The 19,292-nt window shown below is 62.8% G+C and carries 18 protein-coding genes; 16 read left to right on the top strand and 2 right to left on the bottom strand.

Features of this window, described 5'->3' with window-relative positions; genetic code table 11:
* Positions 1-46: 46 nt before the first annotated feature.
* The 14 genes from AC1AV0_RS02735 to AC1AV0_RS02670 all read left to right on the top strand — a co-directional run bounded on the left by AC1AV0_RS02735 (position 47) and on the right by AC1AV0_RS02670 (position 14,281).
* Positions 47-418, top strand: coding sequence for a GntR family transcriptional regulator (locus AC1AV0_RS02735; RefSeq protein WP_476570864.1), 372 nt, complete (start codon positions 47-49; stop codon positions 416-418).
* A 13-nt stretch (positions 419-431) separates the two neighbouring features.
* Positions 432-1,337, top strand: a complete 906-nt coding sequence (locus AC1AV0_RS02730; protein WP_476570863.1) for an ATP-binding cassette domain-containing protein — start codon at positions 432-434, stop codon at positions 1,335-1,337.
* 1 nt (position 1,338) lies between these two features.
* The gene (locus AC1AV0_RS02725) at positions 1,339-2,256 is read left to right on the top strand and encodes a hypothetical protein (protein WP_476570862.1); all 918 of its coding nucleotides are present in this window, start codon (positions 1,339-1,341) and stop codon (positions 2,254-2,256) included.
* A 400-nt stretch (positions 2,257-2,656) separates the two neighbouring features.
* Positions 2,657-3,679, top strand: a complete 1,023-nt coding sequence (locus AC1AV0_RS02720) for a pyridoxal-phosphate dependent enzyme (RefSeq protein ID WP_476570861.1) — start codon at positions 2,657-2,659, stop codon at positions 3,677-3,679.
* A gap of 66 nt (positions 3,680-3,745) precedes the next feature.
* Positions 3,746-4,930 carry a cystathionine gamma-synthase gene (locus AC1AV0_RS02715; RefSeq protein WP_476570860.1) on the top strand — a complete coding sequence of 395 codons (1,185 nt, stop codon included), beginning with the start codon at positions 3,746-3,748 and terminating at the stop codon, positions 4,928-4,930.
* 168 nt (positions 4,931-5,098) lie between these two features.
* Positions 5,099-6,229 carry a LacI family DNA-binding transcriptional regulator gene (locus AC1AV0_RS02710; protein ID WP_476570859.1) on the top strand — a complete coding sequence of 377 codons (1,131 nt, stop codon included), beginning with the start codon at positions 5,099-5,101 and terminating at the stop codon, positions 6,227-6,229.
* A gap of 216 nt (positions 6,230-6,445) precedes the next feature.
* Positions 6,446-7,771 carry a gluconate:proton symporter gene (locus AC1AV0_RS02705; protein ID WP_476570858.1) on the top strand — a complete coding sequence of 442 codons (1,326 nt, stop codon included), beginning with the start codon at positions 6,446-6,448 and terminating at the stop codon, positions 7,769-7,771.
* A 147-nt stretch (positions 7,772-7,918) separates the two neighbouring features.
* Positions 7,919-8,668: a sugar phosphate isomerase/epimerase family protein gene (locus tag AC1AV0_RS02700; protein ID WP_476570857.1), complete on the top strand. Its 750-nt coding sequence runs from the start codon at positions 7,919-7,921 to the stop codon at positions 8,666-8,668.
* Between the two features lie 82 nt (positions 8,669-8,750).
* Positions 8,751-9,719, top strand: a complete 969-nt coding sequence (locus tag AC1AV0_RS02695) for a sugar kinase (protein ID WP_476570856.1) — start codon at positions 8,751-8,753, stop codon at positions 9,717-9,719.
* Positions 9,716-10,327: an orotidine 5'-phosphate decarboxylase / HUMPS family protein gene (locus AC1AV0_RS02690; RefSeq protein WP_476570855.1), complete on the top strand. Its 612-nt coding sequence runs from the start codon at positions 9,716-9,718 to the stop codon at positions 10,325-10,327. Before AC1AV0_RS02695 ends, AC1AV0_RS02690 begins: the two co-directional genes overlap by 4 nt.
* Positions 10,324-10,911 (top strand): 6-phospho-3-hexuloisomerase, encoded by a 588-nt coding sequence (gene hxlB, locus AC1AV0_RS02685; protein ID WP_476570854.1) that lies wholly within the window; start codon positions 10,324-10,326, stop codon positions 10,909-10,911. The genes AC1AV0_RS02690 and hxlB overlap by 4 nt, the downstream gene beginning before the upstream one ends.
* Before the next feature lie 36 nt (positions 10,912-10,947).
* The gene (recQ, locus tag AC1AV0_RS02680; RefSeq protein ID WP_476570853.1) at positions 10,948-12,924 is read left to right on the top strand and encodes a DNA helicase RecQ; all 1,977 of its coding nucleotides are present in this window, start codon (positions 10,948-10,950) and stop codon (positions 12,922-12,924) included.
* 237 nt (positions 12,925-13,161) lie between these two features.
* Complete coding sequence (locus AC1AV0_RS02675; RefSeq protein ID WP_476570852.1) at positions 13,162-13,653, top strand: S-ribosylhomocysteine lyase; 492 nt, start codon at positions 13,162-13,164, stop codon at positions 13,651-13,653.
* Between the two features lie 124 nt (positions 13,654-13,777).
* Positions 13,778-14,281: a GNAT family N-acetyltransferase gene (locus tag AC1AV0_RS02670; RefSeq protein WP_476570950.1), complete on the top strand. Its 504-nt coding sequence runs from the start codon at positions 13,778-13,780 to the stop codon at positions 14,279-14,281.
* Positions 14,282-14,520: 239 nt separating this feature from the next.
* Here AC1AV0_RS02670 and AC1AV0_RS02665 read toward each other — a convergent pair whose 3' ends face one another.
* Positions 14,521-15,228 carry a FadR/GntR family transcriptional regulator gene (locus AC1AV0_RS02665; RefSeq protein ID WP_476570851.1) on the bottom strand — a complete coding sequence of 236 codons (708 nt, stop codon included), beginning with the start codon at positions 15,226-15,228 and terminating at the stop codon, positions 14,521-14,523.
* Between the two features lie 168 nt (positions 15,229-15,396).
* Between AC1AV0_RS02665 and AC1AV0_RS02660 the strand changes: the two genes are divergently transcribed.
* On the top strand, positions 15,397-15,936 hold the full coding sequence (locus tag AC1AV0_RS02660) for a gluconokinase (RefSeq protein WP_476570850.1): 540 nt from the start codon (positions 15,397-15,399) through the stop codon (positions 15,934-15,936).
* Between the two features lie 275 nt (positions 15,937-16,211).
* Here AC1AV0_RS02660 and AC1AV0_RS02655 read toward each other — a convergent pair whose 3' ends face one another.
* Entirely contained in the window at positions 16,212-17,639 is a 1,428-nt protein-coding gene (locus tag AC1AV0_RS02655) for an amino acid permease (protein ID WP_476570849.1), read from the bottom strand.
* 197 nt (positions 17,640-17,836) lie between these two features.
* Here AC1AV0_RS02655 and alr point away from each other — a divergent pair, with 197 nt between their 5' ends.
* Entirely contained in the window at positions 17,837-19,195 is a 1,359-nt protein-coding gene (gene alr, locus AC1AV0_RS02650; protein ID WP_476570848.1) for an alanine racemase, read from the top strand.
* Positions 19,196-19,292: the final 97 nt, after the last annotated feature.

Genomic DNA, 19,292 nt, shown 5'->3' with positions numbered 1-19,292 from the left:
TTAGTTACATAAGTAACTAACTGAATAACTTGGGAAGGGGGTGGTCGTGCGATTCGACGACAGCAGCGGCGAGCCACTATTCAAACAAGTGGCGAACCAGCTCAACGAAGCCATCGTCGCCGGAACCTACCCAGAAGGGGAGCAGGTGCCCAGCACCACTGAAATCTCCACCACCTATCGCATCAACCCAGCCACCGTGCTCAAAGGCATGAATCTGCTGGTCGACCAAGGACTGTTGGAAAAACGGCGGGGACTGGGCATGTTCGTCGCCACCGGCGCCAGAGAAAAAGCCCGTGCGGCCAAACGCGAGGAATTCCTCACGTACCGGCTCTCCCAACTGGTGGCCGAAGCCAAACAGCTCGGCATCGGGCCCGGCGAACTTACCGCGTTGATCGAGAAAGGATACCGTCAATCATGAAAGAAGGCGCAACATGAGCCTTGAGGTCACCCATCTGAGTAAAACATTCGACGGCGTGCAGGCGCTCCGGCATGCGAGTCTGACGCTCGAGGACAACAAGATCTACGGCCTGTTCGGTCGCAATGGCGCGGGCAAATCCACACTGCTGGCCGCCATCGCCAACCGGATCGTGCCGAACGGCGGCAGAGTCGTCATGGACCATGTCGATGTCTTGGACGACGAGTGGGCGCAGGAGCGCATCTATCTGGTCAACGAAACGATGCCGTTCCTGATGGCCTATTCGCTCAACACGTTCTTCCGCAACGAGGGGCGGTTCTATGGCGGTTTCGACTGGGTGCTGGCCGCGCGTATGCTCGCCGCGTTCGATATCGACCCCACTGCGAAATACGGCAATCTCTCGCTCGGGTCGCGCATGATCGTGCGCTTGGTCGCCGCATTGTGCGTGCCCGTCGACGTTCTGCTGCTCGACGAGCCGGTGCTCGGCCTCGACGCGGTCAACCGCGAGCTCTTCTACCGCTTCCTGCTGGAGGCGTACGCCGAACGTCCGCGCACCATCGTCATCTCCACGCATATCATCGACGAAATCGCGCACGTCATCGAACATGCGATCATTCTCGAACAGGGCCAAGTGCTCGAGAATTTCGCCGTGGACTGCATGGCGCAGCATGCCGTCGAACTCACCGGCCCCGCCGACGTGATGGAGGCGTACGCGAATGACGGCATGCTGCTGGTGATGCGGCGGCAGTCCCTGGGATCGATGGTCACGTTGACGGTCAGAGGCGAGGTGAATGCCGCGGATCTGCCGGAGGGTGTCACGGCGCGCCCGCTCGGATTGCAGGAGTATTGCGTCCGTCTCACCTCCTCCTACGCCGAGGCGTTCGCTAATTGGGATTATCACGATGGAATCGAGGTTCTCTGACATGGTGTGGAACACAGAGATGTTCAATCGGCAACGGCGCGCGACCCTGCGCAAACACGGCCTGTTCGTGTTGGTGTTCGCAGTCGGCTTGCTGATGATGATCGCCTTCGACGCGATCGCATGGTGGCACCGTTTGTCTTGGGCTGAATCCTCCTGGGGCACCGACGCGTTGGAGACGCAGACCATGGTCGTCCTGTTTCTGGCGGCCGCGGCATGGGCGGTACTGGGCATCGACCCACTGCTCTGCCATGGCGTGTCCCGGCAGACGATCGTCTGGGAGCAAAGCGTGGTGAACGCCATGCTGGCGCTGTGCGCCACGGTTATGGTCTACGTGCCATGGGCGGTCACGTACGTGTTGCAAACCCCCTTGCAGTTGACTTTGGGGTCCGAACGGTTCCTTTACACCTATTCGCTGGCCCTCGTGGAATCCTCGACTTCGGGTGGTGAGATCCAAGGCGTCTCCGGTGAGGAGATGGCCGCAGGCGCGATTCCGCCGGCCGGATTGCCCGACGAGTACGTGCCCAGCGTGCTGCCGCTCGGCATGGTGTTCGTGTTTCTTGGCGTGCTCGCCCTGATGCTGGGCGTCGTGATGGCGGGGCAACTGATCGGCGCCGTATTGGCGATGGCGAGATCGCGCGGCATCGTGTGGTTCGCGGTGGCCGTGTTCGCGATCGTCGCGGTCGCCGGGGGGATCCGGGAATTCTCCATCCCGTTCGGGCGGCTGCAGTGGCTGTGGGACGCCCTCAAAGGCGGCGTCGGACTGTCTCCTGCCGCCGACGGCTCGGTGTATGTGGACAAGCCGATCGTGTGGATTCCGCTGGCTTTGGCCGTGGCGTTCTCGGCGTTGGTCGTATGGATCACGTGGGTTCTCACCGCCAGGCGTGAGGTCATGCCGGTTCCGAAGGGCCTAGTCGTCTGACCGTGCGGCATGTCCATCATGCGGAAAGGGGCGGCGCGCCGACGCCGCCCCTTGTGCTATGGTCATGAACCATGCAGTTCTTCTCATGTTGTTGTCGCTGACCGACGCCCCTAGGCGAGCGGTTGACGACGCATAACTTGAGATAGAACCTTCTTCGCGGCGATCAGGCCGCGGTCCTTGTTTTTCCTTCTTCTTTTTTCGGGAATCGGCGTACTCGCCGCGAGGAACATCACAACGGATACGCGTGGGTTCGCGGCAAACGCGCGAACATGAACGCGGGCAACGCACGGTTCTTCTCAACGGTTCAACTGCCGAGCACTGTTCACCTGGAGACGTCGGTCACACACCGGAACACCAGTCACCATCCCGAACAGTCAGCCCAGCAGAAGGAACCCCAGCCATGACCATCGCCAACTCCACCGCCGACCTGATCGGCAACACCCCGCTCGTCCGTCTCAACCACCTGCCCCAAGCGGCCGGCGTCAACGCCACCATCGCCGTCAAACTCGAATACATGAACCCGGGCGGATCCTCGAAAGACCGCATCGCCGAACGCATCATCGACGCGGCCGAACGCTCCGGGCAGCTCAAGCCCGGCGGTGTGATCGTCGAACCCACTTCCGGCAACACCGGCGTGGGGTTGGCCATGGTCGCCCAGCAGCGCGGCTACCGTGCGATCTTCGTCGTGCAAGACAAAGTCAGCGAATCCAAGCGCGCGGTGCTGCGCGCCTATGGGGCCGAAGTCGTCGTGGCCCCCACCGACGTGGAACCGGACGATCCGCGCTCCTACTATCGTGTCTCCGACCGTCTCGCCGCCACCATTCCCGGCGCGTTCAAACCCAACCAGTACGACAATCCCAACGGGCCGGCCAGCCATTACGCCACCACCGGACCGGAGATTTGGCGGGCCAGCGAAGGCAAGGTCACGCATTTCGTGGCCGGCATCGGCACCGGCGGCACCATCTCCGGCACCGGCCGCTACCTCAAAGAGGCGTCGAACGGCGCGGTGAAGGTTATCGGCGCCGATCCGGAAGGCTCCATCTACTCCAACCCCAACGATGTGCACCAGTACAAAATCGAAGGTGTGGGCGAGGACTTCTACCCCAAGGCCTTCGACCGTGACATCACCGACGATATCGTGCAGATCGGCGACGCCGAAGCCTTCGAAACGACCCGACGTCTCGCCTCCGAGGAAGGCCTGCTGGTCGGCGGATCGGCCGGCATGGCCGTGGCCGCTGCCATCAAATACGCGCTCGCCAACAGCCTCGACGAGAGCCAGACCATCGTGGTGCTCGCGCCGGACTCCGGCCGCAGCTACCTCGACAAGATCTTCAACGACGAATGGATGCGCGCCAACGGCTTCGCCGACGTGGTGGAACGCACCACCCGCCCTTCGATCGCCGAGCAGTACCTGGCGAATTAAAACAGCGAAATTCATATCGTCACAACACGCACAATAAAGAACATTTCAACGTAAGGAACCCAACCCATGACCACCGCAACCTTCGACTTTGCCGATTCCGCCGCCCTCGCCACCGCCACGCGCGCCATCCACGCCGGCCAGGAGCCCGACCCGACCACCGGCGCCGTGGTGACGCCGATCTATATGACCTCCACCTACAAGCAGGACGGGGTCGGCAATCCGCGCAACGGCTACGATTACAGCCGTTCCGTGAATCCGACCCGCAACTCCTTCGACGCGCAGCTCGCCGCAGTGGAGGGCGCGCGCTACGCCCTGAGCTTCTCGTCCGGTCTGGCCGCCATCGACGTGCTGCTGCGCTCCACATTGAAACCTGGCGACAACATCCTGCTCGGCAACGACGTGTACGGCGGCACCTACCGTCTGCTCGCCAAAGTGTTCGTGCCGTGGGGCATCGGCCTCGACGTGGTGGACGTGACCGACACGGCCGCGGTGGCCGCGGCGATGGAGTCCAAGGAATACCGCTATCTGTGGGTGGAGACGCCGAGCAATCCGCTGCTCAACATCACCGATATCGCCGCCGTCTCCGCCATCGCGCACGAGCATGGCGTCAAGGTCGCGGTCGACAACACCTTCGCCTCGCCCGCTCTGCAGCATCCGCTTGAGGACGGGGCCGACGTGGTGGTGTATTCGACCACCAAATACATCGGCGGCCATTCCGACGTGGTCGGCGGCGCGGTGGCGTTGAACGACGAGGAGATGCGCGAGAAGATCGCCTTCCTGCAGAACGCCGCCGGCGCGGTGCCTTCGCCTTTCGATTCCTGGCTCGACATCCGCGGGCTCAAAACCCTCGACCTGCGCGTGCGTCGGCATAGCGAGAACGCGCTGGCGATCGCGCGTTGGCTGGAGGAACGCCCCGAAATCGAACGCGTCTGGTACCCGGGATTGGAATCGCATCCGGGCCATGAAGTCGCCGCGCGTCAGATGCACGGCGGATTCGGCGGCATGGTCTCCGTGCAGGTCAAGGGCGGGCTTGAAGCGGCGAAACGCTTCGCCGGCGCCACCGAGATCTTCACGCTGGCCGAATCGCTGGGAGGCGTGGAAAGCCTGATCGAGCATCCTGGCGCCATGACCCACGCCTCGGTCTCCGGCACCACGCTCGAAGTGCCGGAGAATCTGGTGCGCCTGTCCGTCGGCATCGAAGGAGTCGACGATCTCATCGCCGATCTGGAGCAGGCATTGCGCGCCATCTGATATGCCTCGAAGGCGTACTTTGTGGATGTGAATTGATGTCGACCGTGGCGGATTTTCCGCATTTCGCTTGCGATTCGTCACGGCCGGCCGACATCTTGGCGGCGCGTTGCTTATGATGAGGAAACAGGAACCGTGCGGTTGACGTCATGTATGAGGGGAGCGCTGCAGATGAAACGAGGCACTGGCCGCAAACAGGCGAGCATGGGGGATGTGGCGGCCGCGGTCGGGGTGTCGAAAACCACGATTTCGCGCTACCTGCATGGCGAGTACGGGTATATGTCCGACGAGACGAAGGCCAAGATCGAGTCGGCCATCAAGGAACTCGGCTATCGGCCGAACCGGATGGCGCAGGGATTGAAATCGACCGTAAGCAACATGGTGGGCGTGACGATCGCCGACATCGGCAATCCGTTCAGCTCGCAGATGCTCAAAGGCATCCAGCAGGAGCTGCGTGCGCGCGACATCCAACTGTTGGTCAGCGACTCGAACAATGATCCGGCGATCGAGCGCGCGAACATCGAGGCGCTGCTCGACGCGCAGGTGGACGGGCTGATCGTGAACACGGTGGGCGGCAATGACGCATATCTCACGGCCTACTGCACCGGCGGCGAATCCAAGCCGATGGTGATGCTCGACCGTTTCGTGCGCCCCTTGGTGTGCGATTGCGTGGCGACCAACAACCATGAGGCCACGGTCGAGATGCTCGACCATGTGGCCGCGCAGGGCTTCTCATACGTGGTGTTCGTCACCCGTTCCGACCGGGGGGTCAGCACCCGTTCCATCCGACGCGATGCGGTGGAGCGGTATCTGGCCGAGCGTGGCGCGTCGGGTGATGGCAAGCTGGGTGATGGCGCGTCGGAGTCCAACGGACTGAACGGCGAGGTGCTGGTGTACGGGGGTGAGGTCGATGGCCTGCGCGCGCAACTGGCCGCCGTGGTGGGGGAGCATGGGGATGATCGCATCTGTCTGTTCGCCAACAATGAGGAAAGCATGCGCGATGTGATGGAGGCGATGCCCGAATCCACCGGCGAGCAGGATCGGATCGGCGTATGCGCCTTCGCCGACGAACGATGGGCGCGCTACAGCGGCGAGGGCATCACCTGCCTCGACCAGCAGCCGGTGCTGATGGGGCGCGCCGTGGCCCAAGCGTTGCTGGCGCGGGCCTATGGCGGAGCCGAGGATGCCGACGCCTCAGAAGCGGTCACCCTGGACGGAGTCGCGGTGGCCGCGCGAAGCGATGGCCACCGCCTGATCGAAGTGCCCGCGCAGCTTCACGTCCACGCCTCCACTATGAGGTAACGGTTCCGGCTTATGAACCCAACGCGCCTTCGGGCGCGTTTTTTGTTGCCGTTATTGGCGACACGCCGTGTGAATCCATGTCTTTTCGCTTCGTTGTATTCTATGTTTATCGGTTTACGAAACCGATAAACTAAATCGGTCAACACGACGGTCGACACAAGCCGACCGATCGGCACTGGAAAATAGAGACACCACCTGCTCAAGGAGGAGCGAGACATGATTATGTGGATCATGGGCATCCTGCTCATCGCATCATTCGCCTGCTTCGTGATCTACGCGATGCGCGGCGGCAACCTCACCGTCGGATTCTTCATCCTGACCATCGTCTGGACGCTGATCTACTTCCTGGGCGTGCCCTTCGGCATCGGCGAATCCTTCGACGTGATCGAGGAGACCTTCGCCCAGCCGGCCCTGACCTACGGTCCGACCATCATCCAGATCATCTGCGGCGCATGGTTCGGCCGCGTGCTCGTGGACACCGGCATCGCGGCCTCCATCTCGTACCGCACCGCCAAAGTCGGCGAGAAAAGCCCGCTGCTCGCCACCATCGCCGTGGCGCTCGTCACCTGCCTGATCTTCACCAGCGCCTACGGCGTCGGCTCCGCCATCGCCATCGGCGTGATCCTCTTCCCGATCCTCGGCCGTCTCGGCGTGCCCAAGCGCGTCTCCGTGCCTGTGTTCACCCTCTCCATCGGCGCGGCCATGTGGATCAACAATGTGATGTTCGTGCAGTTCGCCGCCTTCTACCAGGGCTACGAATCCCCGGACGGACAGGTGATCGAATGGGGCAACCACTACCTGAGCTTCGGCATCCCCGCCATGATCGTGCAGATGCTCGGCGTCATCATCTTCATCCTCCTCAACGCCAAAGCCATCAAGAACGGCACCCCGTACGAGGTGGGCGACCCCGCCGACCGCCCGACCGACATCCCCGACGTGCCGGTGTGGACCTACGTGCTGCCGGTCGTGCCCGTGGCCCTGAGCATCCTTTTCCAGTGGGATTCCGTGCCCGCCCTGTTCCTCGCCTCCATCATCGCCTTCCTCGGTACCGGCCACATGAAGACCTACAAGGGCTTCGTCGACATCCTCAACTCCACCGCCAAAACCGCCATCGGCGACATCGGCAGCCTGATCATCATGCTGCTCGTGCTGCGCTTCTTCCAGCAGACTGCCGTCACCGTTATGGAGGACTTCGGCCCGGCCCTCACCTCCATCGTGCCCAACAACGAGCTCATCCTCGCGCTCGCCGTGTGCATCCTCGCCCCGCTGGCTCTGTTCCGCGGCCCGCTGGAGCTCTACGGCGCGGGCTCCGCGGTGATCGGCATCCTCATGGGCATGGGCATCTTCAACGTCTGGTTCCTCTTCGCGATGCTCGTGGTGCCTTCGATGACCTGCATCTCCGCCTGCGTCACCCAGTCGTGGAACATGTGGGCCGTCGGCTACAACGAGCTCGAGCCGAAGACCTTCCTCAAGAACGGCGTGCCGGTCTACTGGCTGTGCAGCTTCCCGATTATGGGACTCGCCGCCCTGCTGCTGTTCTAAGCCATCCTCCTCTCGGGCGGCCGACATGAGGTCCGCCGCCCGCCATCCGGCCCAGTCGTCAATATCCTCCTCCCGAGCGGTCCCCGAACGCGCGCGGACCGTCGCCTCCACCAAACGAATCCTCTCAATCCATAAGGAGCCCCCATCATGACCACCATCGGCATCAACACCCTCGTCTACATGACCGAACTGCAGTCCGGCACCCCGCAGTCCGCCATCCTGCCCACCATCGCCGGCCACGGCGTCACGCTTGCCGAAGTGCGCCGCGAATATATCGCCGATGACGCCGAATTCGACGCCATCGCCGCAGCGGCCCGCGAACACGGTCTCGACTTGTTCTATTCCGTGCCCGAATCCATCACCATCGACGGAGCGGCGCACCCCGGATTCGTGGGATTCCTCGACGAGGCGAAGCGCATGGGCGTCAAGAACGTGAAGTTCAACCAAGGCGATGTCAAAGACGTGGACGCCGCCGTGATTGCCGGACTTGACGCCGAAGCCGCCGCGCACGGCGTGAGCCTGACCATCGAAAACGACCAGACCCCCGAAAACGGCACCTTCGCCTGCACCGCCGCCTCGCTCGCGCATATCAAGGAGGTGGGCGGTCGGATCGGTTACACCTTCGATCTGGGCAACTGGTTCTGGCGTGGCGAAAACGCCGACGAGGCGTTCACCCAACTGCGCGAGAGCATCACCGTGTTCCATCTGAAGAACGTGAACGGTGCCGCGGCCCGCGAGGAGCTGAGCACCACGATGCTCGAGAACGGCGTCATCGACTGGAAGTCGATGCTCCCGCAGCTGGATCCGGACGTTCCGGTGTTCCTCGAATTCCCCATCGAATCCGGCCGGGTGGCCGAACAAGTGGCCACGTTGCGCGCGGTCGTCGCCGCGAAGTGACGCCCGCCTTCCAATCCAATCATTCTTCCCATCCCAGCAATCGCACATACCAGGCAGAACATTTGAGAAAGAGGCAACAATCATGAGCGAAGTGATGACGATCGGTGAGCCGATGGTGAACCTCATCGCCGATTCCGACGAAACCTATATGGAAGCCCGCACCCTGCCCCGACAGATGGCCGGCGCCGAATTCAACGTGGCCATCGGCGTGAACCGTCAGGGCCATTCCATCAGCTACGTCACCCAGCTGGGCGACGACTGGCAGGGCGACCTGATCATCGACTATATGAACGAATCCGGCATCGACACGGCGAACATCCGCCGCGTCTCCGGCGCCGCCACCGGCTTCCAGCTCAAACTGCCCTCGGAAACCGACTCCAAGGTGATCTACTTTCGCGCAGGCTCCGCCGCCTCGCAGACCACCCCCGACATCGTGGAGAGCATCGACTTCGCAGGGCTCAAGATCCTGCACGTCACCGGCATCTTCTCCGCCCTGACCCCCAAAACCTACGACACGGTGAGCGCGCTCGTGGACGCGGCCCGCGAGCATGGCGTTCTGGTCACCTTCGATCCGAACCCGCGCCCCACCCTGTGGCCGAGCCAGGAGGCCATGATCGAGGCGACCAACCGACTCGCCGCCAAATGCGACGTGTTCATGCCCGGCCTGTCCGAGGGGCAGCTGTTCGCCGGTCTCGACGATCCGCGCGCCATCGCCGACTTCTACCTCGATATGGGCGTGAAGAAGGTTATCATCAAACTGGGCGACAGCGGCTCCGCATCCTTCGAGCGCGACACGAACGGCGACCGCGTCGAAACCGTGGTGCCGAGCTTCGAGGTCGAAGTGGTCGACACGGTGGGCGCTGGCGACGGCTTCGCCTCCGGTGTGATCACCGCGCTGCTCGAAGGTTTGGACGACGAACGTCTGCTGGAACGCGCCAACGCCGTCGGCGCCATCCAGGTCACCAGCGTCTCCGACTCCGAAGGCCTGCCCACGGCCGTGGAGCTGGAACGGTTCATCGCCACCACCGACCGCAAGGAGGTCACGCTGTGAAACTGCAAGTCGCCATCGACCGCGTGAGCTTGGAACGCGCGCGGGAACTCGTTGAACAGATCGCCGGCGAAGCCGACATCATCGAAATCGGCACCTCGCTCACCAAAGAGTTCGGCGTGCGCACCCTCGAACCGCTCACTCGTGAGGCCACGCTGCTGGGCGACATCAAAACCTGCGACGAAGGCAAATACGAATTCGACCTCGGTTTCCAGTGCGGATTCACATATCTGACCGTTATGGGCTCCTCGTCGATGGGCACGCTCGAGGCGTGCGCCGCCTCCGCCGCCGAGCACAACGGCGTGATGATGATCGACCTGCTCGAATGCGACGAGACGCGCATCGAGAAGATCGCCGTGTTCCCCGACGCCGTCTACTGCCTGCACACCTCGGTCGACTCCGGTGCCACCAAGGACCCCGTCGCCCAAGTGCGGGCCTTCAAACAGCGCTTCCCGCAGATCGCGCATATCGCCATCGCCGGAGGCATCAAACAAAACCAGCTTGCCGCGCTCGCCGCGGAAGGCCTCGACATCGTCATCATGGGATCGGCCATCACCAAAGCCGACGACATTCAAGCAGCATGCCGCGCATGCAAGGAGGAAATGCAATGACCGCCAACACCACCACCACCGCCGCCGACGCCAACGCCAGCGAGCCGCGCATCCTCGACCAAATCGTCGAGGAGATCCAAGGTGTCGTCGCGAAAATGGACGAAGCCGACCTCAAAGCCGCGACCGACGTCATCGGCAGGAACAGCCGCGTCTACGCCGCCGGCGAAGGCCGTTCCGGATTCCAGGCGCGTAGCTTCGCCATGCGCATGATGCACATCGGCTACACCAGCTACATGATGGGCGAAACCATCTGCCCCTCCATGCATGAGGGCGACGTGCTACTGGCCATCTCCGGCTCCGGCACCACCCGCCGCACCGTCGAAGACGCCGAAGCCGCCAAGAAGCTGGGAGTGAAGGTCATCGCCGTCACCTCCAAGCCCGAATCCCCGCTGGCCGCCGCGGCTGATGCCGTCATCATGGTGCCCGGCCGCGTCAAAGGCGAAGCCGGCGGCTCCATCCAGCTGCTGAGCTCCCTGTTCGACCAGAGCGTGCATATCGCGCTCGACGCGCTGTGCCTGATGCTGTCGCGCCGCGACAACGTCTCCGACGCCGACGCCGAAGCCCAGCACGCCAACGTGGAATAACGAGGAACGCACGCCGGCGCATTAGACTTGTCGGGTATGACTGACAACACGGCGGCGCTTGGCGCACTGAAACGTTTCTTCGGATACGACTCGTTCCGACCCGGCCAGGCGGGCATCGTGGACACGCTGCTCGCCGGCCGGGACGTGTTGGGCGTGATGCCCACAGGTGCCGGCAAATCCGTGTGCTATCAGATTCCCGCCATACTGATGCCCGGCATCACCATTGTGATCTCGCCGCTGATCTCGCTGATGCGCGACCAAGTCGACGGTCTGAATGACGCCGGCATTCCCGCGGCCTTCGTCAACGGCACGCAAAGCCCCGACGAACAGGGCATGGTGCTTGCGCAGGCCGCCGCCGGCCAGATCAAACTGCTGTATGTGGCGCCGGAACGTTTGGAGACCACGCGATTCAGTGACTTCGCCGCGCGTGTGCCCATCTCGTTGGTCGCCGTCGACGAGGCGCATTGCGTCTCGCAATGGGGACAGGATTTCCGTTCGTCCTATCTGGGCATCGGCGAGTTTATCGCCGGCCTGCCCACGCGCCCGGTCGTCGGCGCGTTCACCGCCACCGCCACCGAACGCGTGCGTCGCGACGTTGTGGGCCTGCTGGGACTGCGGAATCCGGCGGTGACCGTGACCGGCTTCGACCGGCCGAATCTGTACTTCGACGTGCTCAAGATGGAGACCAAACATAAGGCCGCGTGGGTGACGGATTATGTGGCCGAGCATGCGGAGGAATCCGGCATCATCTACTGCGCCACCCGCAAAGACACCGAAGCGCTCGCCGCCACGCTCAACCAAAGCGTGCCGCAGCTGCGGTTGGCCAAAGGCGAGCATGCTCCCGAAGGTCCCGTCGCCGTGGCCTACCACGGCGGTATGCTGGCCGACGAACGCAACCGGGCGCAGGTTGATTTCGTCGCCGACCGCGTGCCCGTGGTCGTGGCCACCAACGCCTTCGGCATGGGCATCGACAAGTCGAATGTGCGTTACGTGATCCACCACAATATGCCCGAAAGCATCGAGGCGTACTATCAGGAGGCCGGTCGCGCGGGCCGAGACGGCGAGCCCAGCCGATGCACGCTGTTGTGGAACGAATCCGATATCGTCACACGGCGGCGGTTGCTCGACAGCGACTATGAGAACGAGCGGCTCAGCCCCGAGGAGCAGGAGATTGTGCGCGCGGCCAAACGCCGCCTGCTCGACGGCATGATCGGCTACTGCCGCACCACCGACTGCCTGCACCGGTATATGACGCGGTATTTCGGGCAAGCGGGGGAGGACGGCGCGCAGTGCGTCGCCTGCTCGAATTGCGGGCAGACCTTTGAAACCATCGATGTGACGGCCGTCGCGCGGGCGATCAGCCAATGCGTGCATGATGTGGACCAGCGGGTCGGTTCCGGCAAAATCGTCAAAATCCTGCGCGGCTCCAAAGCCCAGGATCTCGCATGGCTCAATCCCGAGGCCATGCCCACTTTCGGTGTGCTTAAGAATGTGAACGAGGCGCGCATCCGTGATGTGCTCAGTCAGATGGCCACCGACGGTTTCCTGTTCATCGCGGAGGGTCGTTTGCCGATCGTGAAGTTCGGCGCGCGGGCCGGCGAGACCATCGCTTCTGATTTCCACTATGAGATCAAACGGGTGGAGCGTTCGTCCGCGTCCTCCGGCGGAACGGTTTCCGGTAGGGGAGCGGGCTCCACAGGCGGTGCGGACCGTCCGGCGGCGGGCGGTATCGGCGCATCGTCGGGCATCGCCTCGCCCAGTGACGAGGATGAGGCGCTGTTCGAACGCTTGCGCGCGGTGCGACGCGAAATCGCGCAGGAGATCGGCAAGCCGCCCTATATCGTCTTCTCTGACAAGACCCTGCGTGACATGGCCGCGATCCGTCCGCTCACCAATGCGCAGTTCCTGGCGGTGAACGGCGTGGGTGAGAACAAGCTCAAGCAGTACGGCAAGCGTTTCATGGAAGCCGTGGCCGCGTTCCAAGCCGAAGTCGCCGCGCCTCAAGCCGGCTGAAATGAGAGGGCTGCCTGCTGCCCGCGCGTGGCGGCGCGGTGCTGCACGAGTCGGATAGGTTTCCATCGCTAGGCGCTGAGGTTCGGGGTGCGCCTTGGATGGGTTGCGGAGTACGGCGTGCGGCCTGCGGCTGCGCATTGTGAACGGGCTATCGAAAACACGCATACGGGCGGGGTTGACGAGGCAGCGCGCTTCGGCGACAGTGGTATGCGGATGTTTTCGTTGAAAGGATGAGATATGACGCAGCCGCAGGAGAAACCGGTCGTTGAAAGCTTCCAGTTGGACCACACCAAGGTCAAGGCGCCGTATGTGCGCTACATCGACACCGAAACTGGCCCGCATGGCGATGTGATTTCGAATTACGACGTGCGTTTGGTCCAGCCGAACGAGGCGGCAATCCCCACCGGCGGCCTGCACACCATCGAGCACACCATCGCCGTGCTGCTGCGCGAACGCATCCCCGGCTATATCGACTGCTCGCCGTTCGGCTGCCGCACGGGCTTCCACCTGCTCACTTGGGGTGAGCACAGCACCGAGGATGTGGCGCGCGCGCTGAAGGAGTCGCTGGAATTCATCGCCAATGAAGCTACATGGAGCGACGTGCCCGCCACCACCGAGGAGAGCTGCGGCAACTACCGTGACCACAGCCTGTTCACCGCCAAAGAATGGTGCAAAGACATCCTCGCCAAGGGCATCAGCTCCGACCCCTTCGAACGTAAGGTCGTCTGAGTCTGGATTTGGGTGGCAGGCATGGTAGTTTTGCCGTCAGTTGATTGAGAGAGGACGGGTGAGCATGTCGGATGAGGTGAGTGCCAACGTGAGTGCGAATAGCGATGCTACCGCCGGTGCGCGGATGTTCCGCCATGCCACGGAGCAGGATCTTCCTCGGATGATGGAGATCTACGCGCATGCCCGCGAACTGATGGCGGCGGCCGGCAATCCCACGCAATGGGGTACCGAATTTCCCCGCGAGGCGGTGGTGCGTGAAGATGTCGCCGCCCAGCGCACCATGCTGTTGGTGGATCATCTGCATGGCGAGGAGCGTATTCTCGCGCAGTTCGCACTCTGCCCGGGTGAGGATCCGACCTATGGGACCATCGAAGGCGCGTGGTTGGATGACGACCCGTATGTGACGATTCACCGCATCGCCGCGTCCGGATTGGCGAAGCATGCGGCGCGCGACTGCATCAACTGGGCGTTGCAGCATTACGGCAATGTGCGTGCGGACACCCATCCGAATAACAAGGCCATGCAGCACGTGCTGGAGACCTCCGGTTTCGCCCGCTGCGGCCTGATCCAACTCATCGACCGCCCCACCGACACCACCCGCATCGCATATCAAAGACATGAATGGTGACCCGCCGCAATTCTGAAAGAATTGCATAAGCGGGTCACTCGAGCCAGAATTGAGGAAAGCCCAGTGGGCTTTCCGCTGGCGGAGACATCCTTATAACCCAACTGTTGCACATCGCAACCGCACTTTTGCTTGTCGGTAAAGAGTCCGTGCCGGCGGAGCCATCCTTATAGCCCAACCGTTACACGCACCAACCGTACTTCCACCTGTCGGTAAAGAACCCATGCCGGCACCCCAGCCGCCTACTGATTCCCCCCAGTAATCGCCGTCTCCACCTCATCCACAATATCGTGCATCGCCTGACGGGCCGCCTGCCCGTCGCCCTTCCAGATCGCGTCGGCCACGGCTTCGTGCGCGTCGAGCGCTGAGGGGGCGGGGCGCTGCGGGTACATGTCGATTTCCACGCGGCCGCGCAGGATCACGGCGACGATATCGGCCAGGGCGGCGAATATCTCATTGCCGCTGTTGCGCAGAAGTAGGCTGTGGAATTGGATGTCCAGCTCGTGGAAGGTGTCGAGGTCGCCGCTTTCGCCGTGTTTGCGTAGTTCCATCGCGAGTACGGGGAATTTGGCTTTCACGTCGATTGAGGCGTGCCGGGCGGCGCCGTCGGCCGCGGCCGGTTCGATGGCCAGACGCAGTTCGGTCAGCGAGAGCAGTTCCTGCGCGCGATGGTTGGAATGCAGTTTCCACTGGATGACCTGTGGGCTGAGGGCCGACCATTGGTCGGGGGATTGGGCGATCAGTCCGACTCTGCGGCGGATGGCGACCGCGTTCGCCGCTTCGAGGCTGCGTGCGGCCTCGCGGGCTACGGTGCGGGAGATGCCGAATTCCTCTTGGATGCTTTCGAGGGTTTTGTTGCTGCCGGGCTGCCAGTCGCCGTTGAGGATTGCGATGGCCAGGCTGTCGGTGACCGGCAGATGCATAAGCGAGGATTCGGTGCTGCTATTCATATGCTGATTATCGCTGTTGGAGATGACGAAAGAATTATAAGTGCGACACGCTATTCTAAAAAGTACTCTTTTTGATTTGACAAAGAATCAGATATTGATTTATCGTATTCTTCAACAGGAGACGCTGAGGTCTGGTCATCCTGGCAGCGAAGCAACAAGGAGCATGGTATGAATACTCACGTGGTGGTTATGGGAGTCGCGGGATGCGGCAAATCCACCGTGGCCGAGGCGATCCGCGACCGCCTGGGATTCGAGCTCGCCGAAGGCGACGACTTCCATCCGCAGGTCAATATCGACAAAATGTCCGCCGGCATTCCGCTTACCGACGAGGACCGCTGGCCGTGGCTGCGCGTCATCAACTCGTGGATGATCGCCCGTGACTCGCTCGACCAGTCCACCGTGGTCTCCAGCTCCGCGCTTAAGCGCGCCTACCGCGACGTGCTGCGCGAGAACGTGCCGGTGTTCTTCGTGCATCTCGTCGGCACGCAGGAACTGATCTCCGAGCGCCTCACCGCCCGCAAGGGCCACTTCATGCCGCCGGCGCTGCTGCCCAGCCAGTTCGCCATCCTCGAACCCCTCCAGGAGGACGAGCCCGGCATCGAAATCTCCATCGAAGGTTCGGTCGATGATATGGTCGAACGCGCCCTCGAGGCGGTCCGAGAACACGCGGCCAAAGAAGAGTCCGCGCTGGCTCCCGACGTTGCCTAGTCGGGCCTGCTCACTCACGACATTCACGTCAAAGGTTTTCGAACGGCCTCTTGCTGCTTCTGACGTCACTCCGACTGTTCCTGACGCCGCCCGTTTACTCCTGACGTCATCCCGAGCGAAGTCGAGGGATCCAATCCTCGATATGGGAGGGGAGATCCCTCGACTCCGCACTGTGTGCTCCGCTCGGGATGACGAGCAGGTGAGCATTTCAATACGAAGGCCGCCCGTCTCCTGTATGGAGCGGGCGGCCTTCCTATGAGCAGTGGACTGCAGGGTTACTCGGCAGTCACGGCGTTGAGCTTGGAGCGCTTGCGGCCGTACGCGAAGTACACCGCCAGGCCCAGCGCGAACCACACGGCGAAACGCACCCACGTCTCCCAGTTGAGTCCGGCGATCAGAATGAAGCAGAACACAATCGAAATGATCGGCGTGAACGGCACACCCGGCGCCTTAAAGCCGCGATGCGCGTCCGGCTGGGTTTTACGCATCCACAGAATACCGGCCGAAACGATGATGAACGCGCTCAGCGTGCCGATGTTCACCAGCTCGAACAGGATGTTGATGTTGATGAAGCCGCCCGCGAACGCGGTGAGCAGGCCGAAGAACCATGTGCCCTTGAACGGCGTGCGATGCTTGGGATGCACCTCGCCGAAGAACTTCGGGAATAGGCCGTCGCGGCTCATCGCATAGCAGATGCGGCTCTGGCCGTACAACTGCACGAGCATCACCGTGGTCATGCCGATCAGCGCGCCCAGATTCACGATGAACGCCAGCCAGTTGAGGCCGGTGGCGAGGATCACGCCGGCGACCGGCGCGTCGATGAAGTTAGCGAACTCCTGGTAGGGCACGATGCCGGTCATGATCAGCGTCATGATCACGTACAGCACGGTGGACACGGCCAGCGACCACAGGATGCCGCGCGGCAGCGTCTTGTTCGGGTTGATGGTTTCCTCGGCGGAGGAGCTGACCGCGTCGAAGCCGATGAAGCTGAAGAACACGATCGAAGCGGCCGGCACGATTCCGTACGGCTGGGTGGAGCCGGGCTGGAAGGTGTAGATGCCGTAGGGGGAGAAGGGCTTCCAATTGTCGGGATTCACGTACCAGACGGTGCACACGATGAACAGCACGATGATCGCGAGCTTGATGAGCACCATAACGTCGTTGGTGCGCTTCGTCTGGTTGATGCCGATGGACAGCACCCAGGTGATGATCAGCACGATCACGAAGCCCGGCAGGTTGAAGTAGGTGGTCACGCCCTCCGTGGTGCCGTACGCGGCGGTGAGCTCGACCGGCAGATGCAGGCCGAATCCCTCCAGCAGTTTGTTGAAATAGCCCGACCAGCCGGCGGAGACGGTGGCCGCCTGCAGCGCGTATTCCAAAATCAGATCCCAGCCGATCATAAAGGCGATGAGCTCGCCGAACGCCAGATAGGCGTAGGAGTAGGCCGAGCCGGAGACGGGCGCCATCGAGGCGAACTCGGCATAGCACAGGCCGGCGAAACCGCAGCAGATGGCCGCCAGCAGGAACGACACCGACAGCGCCGGGCCCGCGGTGAGCGCGCCCTTGCCGGTGAGCACGAAGATGCCGGTGCCGATGATCGCGCCGATGCCCAGCATCGTCAAGTCGAAGGTGCGCATGGTGCGCTTGAGCGGCGTGGATTCCGCCGTCAGTTGGTCCACGGTTTTCTTGCGAAACAGGTCCATGATCTTCTCTTACTATGATTCGTGTGGATTTTGGTGCGAACTGAGAACGCAGCACCCGAGGAACCATGATAAAAGGTGCGATGCCCCGCCCGCGTTTTTGCCCACAACATGGAATGCGGCGGCTGAAATGCCCCATTGGGGAAACGCCGGTGGCGCGCTCCGATGATTCGTCACATGTGCGAGACACAATGGCGGGTATGAGTTTGAACGCAGCACCCGAGATTTCGTTCTCATCCGAGCAGGGGAGGGCCAATTACGAGGCCGCCAAACGCCGGTATCCGGCGCAGGCCATCGTTGACTTGGCCGCCCTGCGCGACAATATGCGCCATCTGGTGGATGTCGTCGGCGGAGCGCATTCGGGCACTGCGGTGATGGGCGTGGTGAAAGCCGACGCCTACGGGCACGGTCTGTTGCCCAGCGCTCTGGCCGCGCTGGCGGGAGGCGCCACCTGGCTCGGCACCGCGCAGTCGCATGAGGCGCTGACGCTGCGCAAGCTGGGCATAGGTCCCGACCGTTGCCGCATATTGACCTGGGTGTACAACGGCGCGCAGGTTCCGTTCGACGAACTCATCGCCAACGACATCGACGTGTCCATCGGATCCCTCGCCGGCATCGAACGGCTGGCCCAAGCCGCGCGTGCGGTCGGCAAGCCGGCGCGTGTGCATATCAAAGTGGACTCCGGATTCGGGCGCAACGGCTTCACCGAAGAGAATTTCGACGAGGCGCTCGCCGCATTGGTACCGCTTGCGCACGAAGGCGTGCTCGACATCGTCGGACAATGGAGCCATCTGGCTGTGGCGGACAGTCCCGACGTGCCGGAATTCGTGGCATCCACCGATCGTCAGATCGAACATTTCAAAGACTTCACCCGCCGTATGGAAACCGCCGGCATCGCGCCGCGCATCCGCCACTTAGCGAACACCGCGGCCACGCTCGACCGCCCTGAAATCCATTTCGAACTCACTCGTCCGGGCATCGGACTGTACGGATACGAGCCGGATCCCGCCATGGGCACCCCGGCCAAATACGCGCTGCGTCCGGCCATGACCCTGCAGGCGCAGCTCGGCACCGTCAAGGACGTGGCCGCCGGGCACGGCATCTCCTACGGGCGCACCTATCTCACCCCCGACAACACCTCGACCGCAATCGTGCCGCTCGGATACGCCGACGGCATCCACCGCTCCGCCTCCGGATTCGACATGGCGGGTGCCAAGCATGTGGAGAAGCCGGGCGGACCGGTGCGTGTGATGACTGCCGAAGGGCCCAAGCTCTGCCATGTCTCGGGGCGCGTGTGTATGGACCAGTTCATCATCGACCTGCATGGCTCCGCCGCCAAGCTCGGCGTGCGCGAGGGCGATACGGTCGAACTGTTTGGCCCTGGGCGCGGCGAGCTGTTCTCGGAACCCACGGCGGATGATTGGGGTCGTGCGGCCGACACCATCAGCTATGAGATCTTCACCTGCCTGCGCAGCCGCATCCCGCGTCTGTACATGCACGCCGCCGACGTGCTCGCCCCCGCCGACCTCTCGCGACTCGATCCCGCCACCCTGCTGTAATCCCGCGCATGGTGCGCGGCGGTAGATGAGGCGCTCAGCGCTGCTGTATTGCTGTTCGACATGATCGGAACGCCTGAAAAGTGTGTTCGAAGGTAAG

It is taken from the genome of Bifidobacterium sp. LH_558 (assembly GCF_056356295.1).
Note: the sequence above shows the minus strand (reverse complement) of the source record. Positions and strands in the feature narration are given on the sequence as shown.

Coding starts and splice junctions, on each gene's coding strand:
- AC1AV0_RS02670 (WP_476570950.1), top strand. CDS start 13,778: ATGTTCCGCCATGCCACGGAGCAGGATCTTCCTCGGATGATGGAGATC.
- AC1AV0_RS02660 (WP_476570850.1), top strand. CDS start 15,397: ATGAATACTCACGTGGTGGTTATGGGAGTCGCGGGATGCGGCAAATCC.
- AC1AV0_RS02665 (WP_476570851.1), bottom strand. CDS start 15,228: ATGAATAGCAGCACCGAATCCTCGCTTATGCATCTGCCGGTCACCGAC.
- alr (WP_476570848.1), top strand. CDS start 17,837: ATGAGTTTGAACGCAGCACCCGAGATTTCGTTCTCATCCGAGCAGGGG.
- AC1AV0_RS02705 (WP_476570858.1), top strand. CDS start 6,446: ATGATTATGTGGATCATGGGCATCCTGCTCATCGCATCATTCGCCTGC.
- AC1AV0_RS02725 (WP_476570862.1), top strand. CDS start 1,339: ATGGTGTGGAACACAGAGATGTTCAATCGGCAACGGCGCGCGACCCTG.
- AC1AV0_RS02695 (WP_476570856.1), top strand. CDS start 8,751: ATGAGCGAAGTGATGACGATCGGTGAGCCGATGGTGAACCTCATCGCC.
- hxlB (WP_476570854.1), top strand. CDS start 10,324: ATGACCGCCAACACCACCACCACCGCCGCCGACGCCAACGCCAGCGAG.
- AC1AV0_RS02675 (WP_476570852.1), top strand. CDS start 13,162: ATGACGCAGCCGCAGGAGAAACCGGTCGTTGAAAGCTTCCAGTTGGAC.
- AC1AV0_RS02710 (WP_476570859.1), top strand. CDS start 5,099: ATGAAACGAGGCACTGGCCGCAAACAGGCGAGCATGGGGGATGTGGCG.
- AC1AV0_RS02730 (WP_476570863.1), top strand. CDS start 432: ATGAGCCTTGAGGTCACCCATCTGAGTAAAACATTCGACGGCGTGCAG.
- AC1AV0_RS02715 (WP_476570860.1), top strand. CDS start 3,746: ATGACCACCGCAACCTTCGACTTTGCCGATTCCGCCGCCCTCGCCACC.
- AC1AV0_RS02720 (WP_476570861.1), top strand. CDS start 2,657: ATGACCATCGCCAACTCCACCGCCGACCTGATCGGCAACACCCCGCTC.
- recQ (WP_476570853.1), top strand. CDS start 10,948: ATGACTGACAACACGGCGGCGCTTGGCGCACTGAAACGTTTCTTCGGA.
- AC1AV0_RS02700 (WP_476570857.1), top strand. CDS start 7,919: ATGACCACCATCGGCATCAACACCCTCGTCTACATGACCGAACTGCAG.
- AC1AV0_RS02655 (WP_476570849.1), bottom strand. CDS start 17,639: ATGGACCTGTTTCGCAAGAAAACCGTGGACCAACTGACGGCGGAATCC.